The 8,096-nt window shown below is 58.3% G+C and carries 6 protein-coding genes; 1 reads left to right on the top strand and 5 read right to left on the bottom strand.

Annotated features, from left to right (window positions below; all coding sequences use genetic code 11):
- Positions 1-26 precede the first annotated feature (26 nt).
- The 5 genes from H8S59_RS24865 to H8S59_RS24885 all read right to left on the bottom strand — a co-directional run bounded on the left by H8S59_RS24865 (position 27) and on the right by H8S59_RS24885 (position 6,391).
- Positions 27-1,199 carry a hypothetical protein gene (locus H8S59_RS24865; RefSeq protein ID WP_187523141.1) on the bottom strand — a complete coding sequence of 391 codons (1,173 nt, stop codon included), beginning with the start codon at positions 1,197-1,199 and terminating at the stop codon, positions 27-29.
- Between the two features lie 133 nt (positions 1,200-1,332).
- Positions 1,333-3,036, bottom strand: a complete 1,704-nt coding sequence (locus tag H8S59_RS24870; protein ID WP_187523142.1) for a methyl-accepting chemotaxis protein — start codon at positions 3,034-3,036, stop codon at positions 1,333-1,335.
- 281 nt (positions 3,037-3,317) lie between these two features.
- Positions 3,318-4,103 carry a sulfite exporter TauE/SafE family protein gene (locus H8S59_RS24875; protein WP_095100270.1) on the bottom strand — a complete coding sequence of 262 codons (786 nt, stop codon included), beginning with the start codon at positions 4,101-4,103 and terminating at the stop codon, positions 3,318-3,320.
- Between the two features lie 823 nt (positions 4,104-4,926).
- Positions 4,927-5,661: an aspartate/glutamate racemase family protein gene (locus H8S59_RS24880; RefSeq protein WP_187523143.1), complete on the bottom strand. Its 735-nt coding sequence runs from the start codon at positions 5,659-5,661 to the stop codon at positions 4,927-4,929.
- A gap of 19 nt (positions 5,662-5,680) precedes the next feature.
- Positions 5,681-6,391: a GntR family transcriptional regulator gene (locus tag H8S59_RS24885; protein WP_187523144.1), complete on the bottom strand. Its 711-nt coding sequence runs from the start codon at positions 6,389-6,391 to the stop codon at positions 5,681-5,683.
- Positions 6,392-6,692: 301 nt separating this feature from the next.
- Here H8S59_RS24885 and H8S59_RS24890 point away from each other — a divergent pair.
- Positions 6,693-8,096 (top strand): NCS1 family nucleobase:cation symporter-1 (locus H8S59_RS24890; RefSeq protein WP_187523145.1); only part of this gene is annotated, 1,404 nt, incomplete at its 3' end.

The raw sequence follows: 8,096 nt of genomic DNA on the forward strand, positions 1-8,096 counted from the left end.
GTCCCACGTCATGATTCCTGCGGGCGTTACATATACGGATGAACCGCCGGCGCCGTCAGGGGCTTCTGCAACTGTTTCAGCGAGCGAGATACAGAGCTCGTCGTGCATTTGGCGTCAGCTTGTGCCTGTGTCAGCTTGCGCACATCGGTGTAGAACAGCACACAGGTCCTGGCCTTGTTGGTGACCTGCCAGTTCTGCGTGCAGCTGCTCAAGGTAGCTTTCGGGTCCGCGCCTGGTTTTTGCCCCATCCCCGCCTGCCAGCAGGCCGCACTCAAATCCTGGCCCATGACCGCCAATCCGGCGGCATCTGCCTTGACTTCATCGCCACCATAGTTGGCCTTGTCTGCGGCGTACCAGATGTAGCTCGGATGGTTCGAGCCCAGCACCGGCACGTTCTGCCCAGGATTCGGACTGATGGTTGCCAGGCCCAGCACCGGCACGCTGGCTGAGTACTGTTGCTTGATCCAGTTGCGCACCGGCGCACCAAACGCAACCATTGGCAGCGACGCACCTGCAGCGTTCTGGCTCAGTTGCTTGACCATCGTGGTCTGATAATCCTGAAAGTAGCTGTACACACCTTCCAGCGAACTGCCCGCCGAGGCTGGCGCGGCAATTGGCGCGATATCGATAATGGTCTGATAACCCGGCGTCTGCGCGGTGGGGATGCCGTTGTAGGTCAGCAGCTGTGCCCAGCGGTCGGTGGTATTGGACCTCAGATAATCCTGAGCCTGAGTCAGGGAATAGTCTGGCGGAAAGTGCAGCAGCTCAACGCTTTTTCGATTCTCCAGCGCCATGCCCAGCGGCAGGAACAAGTACCAGTTGTACTGCCACTTGTCTGGTCCGGAGGCGAGAAGTTTTTGCGCACCGCTGTAGGCCAGGTCTCCCGCGTCCAGCAGTTGGGACAGGGGTTTGTCATAACCGTCTGGCACACCGCTGATCTGCGCGTAGATCACATCGTTGTCATTAGTGACGGTGACTTTGCCGGTGTAGCCATCGCGCTGCACGCTTTGCGTCAGATAGTGCTCGACGGTCTGTTCCAGCGTCCAGTTGCGATAACAAATGACGTTGCAGTTATTCGGAAATGCGAAGAGTTGGGTGACACGCTCCCGGCTACCCAGCTTGACGTTGACATCGGCCTGAACCATGGCACCAAACGTCAGAGTGGCGAGTGTTGCAGTCCATACAGCGGCTTTCAGCATGCTCATATCCTTTTTGGCAATCTGCCCCGAGGTTTGGGGTTGCTGCAATATTGAAGCAATGTGCCATTACGATTAAATGGGGGCGCGGTAAATATTTATTACCTCTCCCTTTAAGCGTCTCCTATCGATTTATTCAAAGCACGAAACGCTGAACCATGATGTTCAAATCCGTCGCCAGCACTGACAGCGCATTGCTGGCAGCCGTGGTTTGGTGCGCGCCGGATGCACTTTGGGCCGACAGCTCGCGAATGCTGCTGAGGTTACGGTCCACTTCACCGGCTACCTGTGCCTGTTGCTCGGCCGCGCTGGCGATCAGCAGGTTGCGGTCGTTGATGGTGGAGGTTGAGCTGATGATCACGGTCAACGCTTCACCGGTCGCGGCGGCCTGTTCGAGGGTCACGTTGGCTTGCGTCGCCGTGAGCCGCAGCGCCTCGGCGGTCTCCCGAGTGCTTTGCTGAACGCTGTTGATCAGCCCTTCGATTTCCGTGGTTGAGGCACTGGTGCGCTGCGCCAGGGAACGGACTTCATCGGCCACCACGGCAAACCCCCGTCCGGCCTCACCCGCACGGGCGGCTTCGATGGCAGCATTGAGTGCCAGCAGGTTGGTCTGGTTAGCAATCGCGCGGATCACATCAAGGATCTTGCTGATGCTCAAGGTGCGCTCAGCGAGCCCTTCAGCCTGATGCGAAGTGTCCAGCACATTGCCGGTCAGTTCCTTGATCGAGCCAATAGTGTCGGCGAGGCGCGCCTTACCGTTGGCCGCTGCTGCGTTCGACGCAAGAGATTCGGTTGCTGTGTTGCTGGCATTGCTGGCGACTTCCATGGCCGCCTGGCTCATTTGGTTGACCGCCACTGCCGCCTGCTCGATTTCGCTGTTCTGCAGCTTCAGGTTGTCCGCCCCGGATTCGGCGATGCTGCTCATTTCCTGCACCGACTGCGATAGCTGATTGGCCGCCGCGTAGATCTGCTCGATGGTGGTGTGCAGATTGCCGCGCATCTGGCCGAGCATGGTCAACAGCTGAGCCGTTTCGTCCTTGCCTTCGGGGATCGGTTGCGGGCTGAGATCGCCATTGGCAATGGTACTGGCAATCTTCAATGCCTGGCGGACCGGACGAATGATGCTGACGCTCAAACGCCAGGCCAGTAACAAGGTCAGGGTCAGTACCGCCACGATGGCACTTAGCGCGATAATCCGCGTTTGGGCGTAACTGGCACTGGCATTGTCGACTGCAGTCGCTGCACTTTGCTTGTTCAGTTCGCGCAGCAGTTGCACCTGCATGTCCATCAGGTCGCCCTGCAAGGACAGCATGGTATTGGCCAGCATGCGTGCGTCTTCAATCTTGCGCTGCTCGATCAGCGCGATCTCGTCATAAAGGCCGGGGATGAACGCTTTATAAGCATCTTGCAAGGCGACGAGGGAATCTCGTTCGGTGCTGTCTTTGACGTGGGCCAGATAATCGGAGAAGCCTTTCTCGGCGTCATTCTTGAGGGTTTCAACGTTGATCTTGCTGGTAACAACCGCGCCGGGGTCGTCCGCATTGGCGATCAGGCGGATGCTTTCGCTGCGCATCTTGATCAGTGTGATCGCCAGCGCATCGGCCATGGCGATGCTGGGCAGCGAGCCACTTTCCACGGTTTCACCTTGCTTGCGGATCTCTTGCATCTGGAACAGGCAGAACGCCCCTAGTCCGATGGTGAGCAGCGAAGTGATTCCGAAACAGAGCACCAGACGCTGAGTGATTCTGAAGCGGCGCAGGACAGTAGTAGCCCCGGAACGTCGGCGGAAAATGGCAGGTATTAACTTTTTCACGGCAGGCAACCCAGTCGATAGAAACATCGGAGACTGGGTTATAGGGCAGTTGTGTGATGTCTTTGTGACATCGCGTAAGTTAGCGATGAACAGAGGTTTGCAGAAACTGCTGCGAACGCAGATTCCTTTGTGCGCCCCGCTCAAATGCACTATTGAACCTGTAGGACCGGCTTTAGCCGGGAGGACGCCTGGATATTCACTGAACTCCGTCGGTAGACATACCGCCCTCCCGGCTAAAGCCGGTCCTACAAGATCACTATTACGCTAGCAGGCCAACATAGAATTCCCGTGAGGAAATCGCGTCAGGGCTAAAACACCAACTTGTACCCAATAAATGCCAGCATGATCGCCAGACACGGACGCAGGATGTCATCCGACACCCGGCCCGCAAGATGGCTGCCCAGATAAATTCCTGGCAACGAACCCAGCAGCAGGAAGCCGAGAATCCCCCAGTCCATGTTGCCCATCCCTGCATGGCCCAGACCTGCAACCAGCGTCAGCGGCACGGCGTGGGCGATTTCGGTGCCGACCAGACGGCGGGTGGCGAGGAAGGGGTAAAGGATGAACAACGCCACGGTGCCCAGTGCGCCAGCGCCAATCGAGGTCAGGGCAACCATGGTGCCGAGAATCAGGCCGGTGAAGACCGTGAGCGCATTCAGGCTCTTGCCGCTGGGGTTATAGCTGCCGCCTGCACGATTGTGGGCGAACGCGAGCAGACGTTTCTTGAAGAACACCGCTGCGGCAGTCAGCAACAGAACAATGCCCAAGGCCTGCTTGATAACCGCGTTCATGGCATCCGGCGCGGCGTGCAGGGTGCTGAGAAACCATAGCGTCAGCAGCACTGCCGGGACGCTGCCCATGGTTAGCCAGCCAGTGATTTTCCAGTCGATGTTGTCGTTTCTTTTATGAACCCACACACCGCCGGATTTGGTAATGGCTGCATAGAGCAGGTCAGTACCAACGGCCGTCGCCGGGTTAACCCCGAACCACAACAGAATAGGCGTCATCAGCGAGCCGCCGCCCACGCCCGTCATTCCGACGATGAAACCCACTACCAGACCCGCAACAACCAAACCCAAGCCACCAAAATCCATTACTGCATCTCACAACAAAAAGGGCGACTGCCAGAAAAAAACAGGCGGCAGCATAACGACGTTTTTAATAACGCCTTATATCGATACGGTCTATCGATATATCTTTATTGGTGCTTAATGGAAGCAGTTGTTTGTCGGGCTTATCGCGTAGCGGACATCAGACCCCCTGGGAGTGCACGCTTAGTGACGAGAGGGCTGTGCGCGGTGAATCAGGCCTGGCGCCTCGCGAACAAGTCCGCTCCTACCGGTTGGCGCGGTGTGAGGTAGGAGGCAACTTGTTGGCGAGAGGGTTGTACGCGGTGAATCAAGCCTGGCGCCTCGCGAACAAGTTCGCTCCTACCGGTGGCGCGGTGTGGGGTAGGAGGCAACTTGTTGGCGAGAGGGTTGTGGGCGGTGAATCAAGCCTGACGCCTCGCGAACAAGTTCGCTCCTACCGGTTGGCGCGGTGTGAGGTAGGAGGCAACTTGTTGGCGAGAGGGCTGTGCGCGGTGAATCAGGCCTGGCGCCTCGCGAACAAGTCCGCTCCTACCGGTGGCGCGGTGTGGGGTAGGAGGCAGCTTGTTGGCGAGAGGGGTTACGCGGTGAATCAGGCCTGGCGCCTCGCGAACAAGTTCGCTCCTACCGGTTGGTGCGGTGTGGGGTAGGAGGCAACTTGTTGGCGAGAGGGTTGTACGCGGTGAATCAAGCCTGGCGCCTCGCGAACAAGTTCGCTCCTACCGGTTGGCGCGGTGCGAGGTAGGAGGCAACTTGTTGGCGAGAGGGTTGTACGCGGTGCATGAGACAGGACGCCATCGCTGCCGCGCGCTTCTCGAAGTGAGTCTGGTTAACGGCCGAAATGCGCAAACCGACCGGTAAAGCGTTTGGCCAGCGGAAAGGCCAGATCCCCATGCTTGCTCGTGGCTAACCCCAGTTCGCCAAGCGCCTCGGCGAGTTTCACGGCTGCGGCGACACCATCAACCACGGGCAAACCCGTCAGTTCACTGACCAGCCCCGGCAAGTCCGCCATGCCACCGCAACCGAGAATAATAGCCCCCGCACCTTCGCTATCCCGGGCCTGTATCGCCTGTTCTGCAATGCGCTCTGCCAACGCTTGCTCACCCATGCTTTCCAGCTCAAGCACCGGCACATCGACGCAACGCACCGAGGTGCAATGTTCGGTCATGCCGTAATTGCGCAGCAGGTGCTCGGCGATGATCCGGGTGCGCGTCAGCGTCGTGACCACAGCAAAGCGTGTGCAGATAAGGCTGGCGACATGAAAGGCCGCTTCGGCAATGCCGATCACCGGACCGCGCGCCAACTCCCGTGCCGCCAACAGGCCTGGGTCGCCGAAGCAGGCGATGATGTGCGCGTCGTATCCCGCGGCGACGCCTTTGCGGACTTCTTCGAGCACACCCACGGCTGCGATGGCTTCGTCGAAATGGCCCTCGATGGATTCCGGGCCAGAATCAGGGCAGCAGGCGATGATTTCTGTACCGGGGCGCGCCACTGCGCGTGCGGCGCGTCCGATGCTCGCCGTCATGCTCTGGCTGGTGTTGGGATTGATGACCTGGATTTTCATGTAAGGCTCGACTCGCGGATCAACGCTTGAAAATGGTTTTGAAGTCCGGCTCAACCGGCGTCACCTGATCGACCTGCAAGCTGGCGCGGATGCTTGCCAGATGCTTGCCCATCCATTGCGCAGCCGAAATGCCTTTGCCTTCTTCGAGCAACCCAAGCAGTTCCTCATGATCGCCACAGTCACAGCCAACACTGTGCCGTGAACCGTAAACCGCGATGATCAGCGATGAGCGGGTGGTCAACTGGGCAACCTGTTCGGTCAGCACCTGATTGTCGGCCAGTGCGATTAGTTGCACATGAAAGCGCGCAGACAATTGAATGGCGCGGCTGTGCAGGCCTTCGCGCTGGGCCTCGTGCTCCTGATCGACCAGTGTGCGCAGCGTCTTCAGTTGCGCGGCATCAATCTGCTCGGCCACGGCAGGCATCAGAGCAGGCTCGATCAACTGGCGGGCGGCGAACACATCCTGAGCTTCTTTAGCGGTCGGCTGAGCGACTTCGGCTCCGCGATTGGTGCGCAAGGTCACCAGTCGCTCCAGTGCCAGCCGCTGCAGGACTTTGCGAATACCGGTCCGGCTGATGGCAAACACTTCAGCCAAGGCATCTTCCGGCAGGCGAGTGCCCGGCAACAACCGGTGCTCGACGATGGCTTCAAGAATGTCCTGATAGATCTGTTCATCGCGACTCAGCGTTGAATCGCTCATGGCAGGGCTGGCGAGGAAGAGAGGATTCATAAGGCCGCTTTAACCGGTGAGTGTGGGGATGATCGTATACAAACTCTATGCGGTTTGCCATCACTCACTTGGCGTACTGCAACACTGATTGTATGCACTGCCAGTGCGCATTCATGCACTTTAATCGCGCATTTGCTGGCTTTTATTGGTATCGATCAATGTCACATAACGCTTCTACTGCCTGCTCTACGAGCCAATTCTTGGGGTTTGGCATGCATCATGCCTTTAAGATCGTATACAAATAAAGCCAGCCTCCGTATGCAGTCTCCGGAGCGGCATCGATCAGAGGAGAGTGCGTGCCATGAATCCAGAAACTCCAAAGGGCTACAGCCCTCGCTTGTACAACGAAGATCTTGGCCCGGTTAAGCAGAAGTGGACCTGGTACAACATCTTCGCGTTCTGGATGAGCGACGTGCACAGCGTGGGCGGCTATGTGTTCGCCGCCAGCCTGTTCGCGCTGGGCCTGGCCAGCTGGCAGGTGTTGATCGCCTTGCTGGTCGGGATCTGCATCATTCAGGTCATTGCCAATCTGCTCGCCAAGCCGAGTCAGCAAGCCGCTGTGCCTTATCCGGTCATTTGCCGATTGGCATTCGGTGTGTTCGGCGCAAACATTCCCGCAGTGATTCGTGGTTTGATCGCAGTCGCCTGGTACGGGGTGCAAACCTATCTGGCGTCCAGCGCGTTGGTCATTGTGGTGCTGCGCTTCTTTCCGTCGATGGAAAGTCTTGCTCAGGTGCAATTCGCCGGCCTGTCGTATCTCGGCTGGATGGGCTTTTTGACCTTGTGGGTGCTGCAAGCCATCGTGTTCTGGCGCGGCATGGATTCGATTCGCCGCTTCATCGACTGGGCGGGGCCGGTGGTCTACGCGGTCATGTTCATTCTGGCAGGCTGGATCGTCTGGAAGGCGGGCTGGAGCAACATCAGCTTTACCCTGTCGGAAAAATCCCTGAGTGGCTGGGAAGCATTCGGTCAGGTGGTCATGGCAACGGCGCTGGTGGTGTCGTACTTCTCCGGGCCTACCTTGAACTTCGGCGACTTCAGCCGTTATTGCCGGAGCATGGCTGACGTCAAACGCGGAAACTTCTGGGGCTTGCCGGTGAATTTCCTGGCGTTCTCCCTGGTGACGGTCGTGATCGTCTCCGGCACCTTGCCGGTGTTCGGTGAAATGATTCATGACCCCATCGCCACCGTGGCCCGTATCGATAACACCGTTGCCGTATTGCTGGGTGCATTTGCCTTTGTGACGGCGACCATCGGCATCAACATCGTGGCCAACTTCGTATCCCCGGCCTTCGACTTCGCCAACTGTGCTCCGAGCAAAATCAGCTGGCGTGCGGGCGGTATGATCGCGGCAGTGGCTTCGATCTTCATCACCCCGTGGAACCTGTTCAACAACCCTGAAGTGATCCACTACACCCTGGACGTGTTGGCCGCCTTTATTGGCCCGCTGTTCGGCATCCTGCTGGTGGATTTCTACCTGATCAAAAAACAGTACATCGATGTGGACGCACTGTTCGACGACACCCCGGCTGGCCGTTACTGGTACACCAACGGCTTCAACCCGGTGGCGATCAAAGCCTTGCTGGTCGCGACCCTGATCGGTCTGCTGTTCACCTTCGTGCCGTGGTTCAAGCCGATTGCCAACTTTGCGTGGTTTACCGGTTGCTTCCTGGGCGGCGCGTTTTACCTGGTGCTGGCGCGTCGG

The organism is Pseudomonas folii (genome assembly GCF_014357575.1).
Classification (GTDB): Bacteria; Pseudomonadota; Gammaproteobacteria; order Pseudomonadales; family Pseudomonadaceae; genus Aquipseudomonas; species Aquipseudomonas folii.

Coding starts and splice junctions, on each gene's coding strand:
- H8S59_RS24865 (WP_187523141.1), bottom strand. CDS start 1,199: ATGCTGAAAGCCGCTGTATGGACTGCAACACTCGCCACTCTGACGTTT.
- H8S59_RS24870 (WP_187523142.1), bottom strand. CDS start 3,036: ATGTTTCTATCGACTGGGTTGCCTGCCGTGAAAAAGTTAATACCTGCC.
- H8S59_RS24875 (WP_095100270.1), bottom strand. CDS start 4,103: ATGGATTTTGGTGGCTTGGGTTTGGTTGTTGCGGGTCTGGTAGTGGGT.
- H8S59_RS24880 (WP_187523143.1), bottom strand. CDS start 5,661: ATGAAAATCCAGGTCATCAATCCCAACACCAGCCAGAGCATGACGGCG.
- H8S59_RS24885 (WP_187523144.1), bottom strand. CDS start 6,391: ATGAATCCTCTCTTCCTCGCCAGCCCTGCCATGAGCGATTCAACGCTG.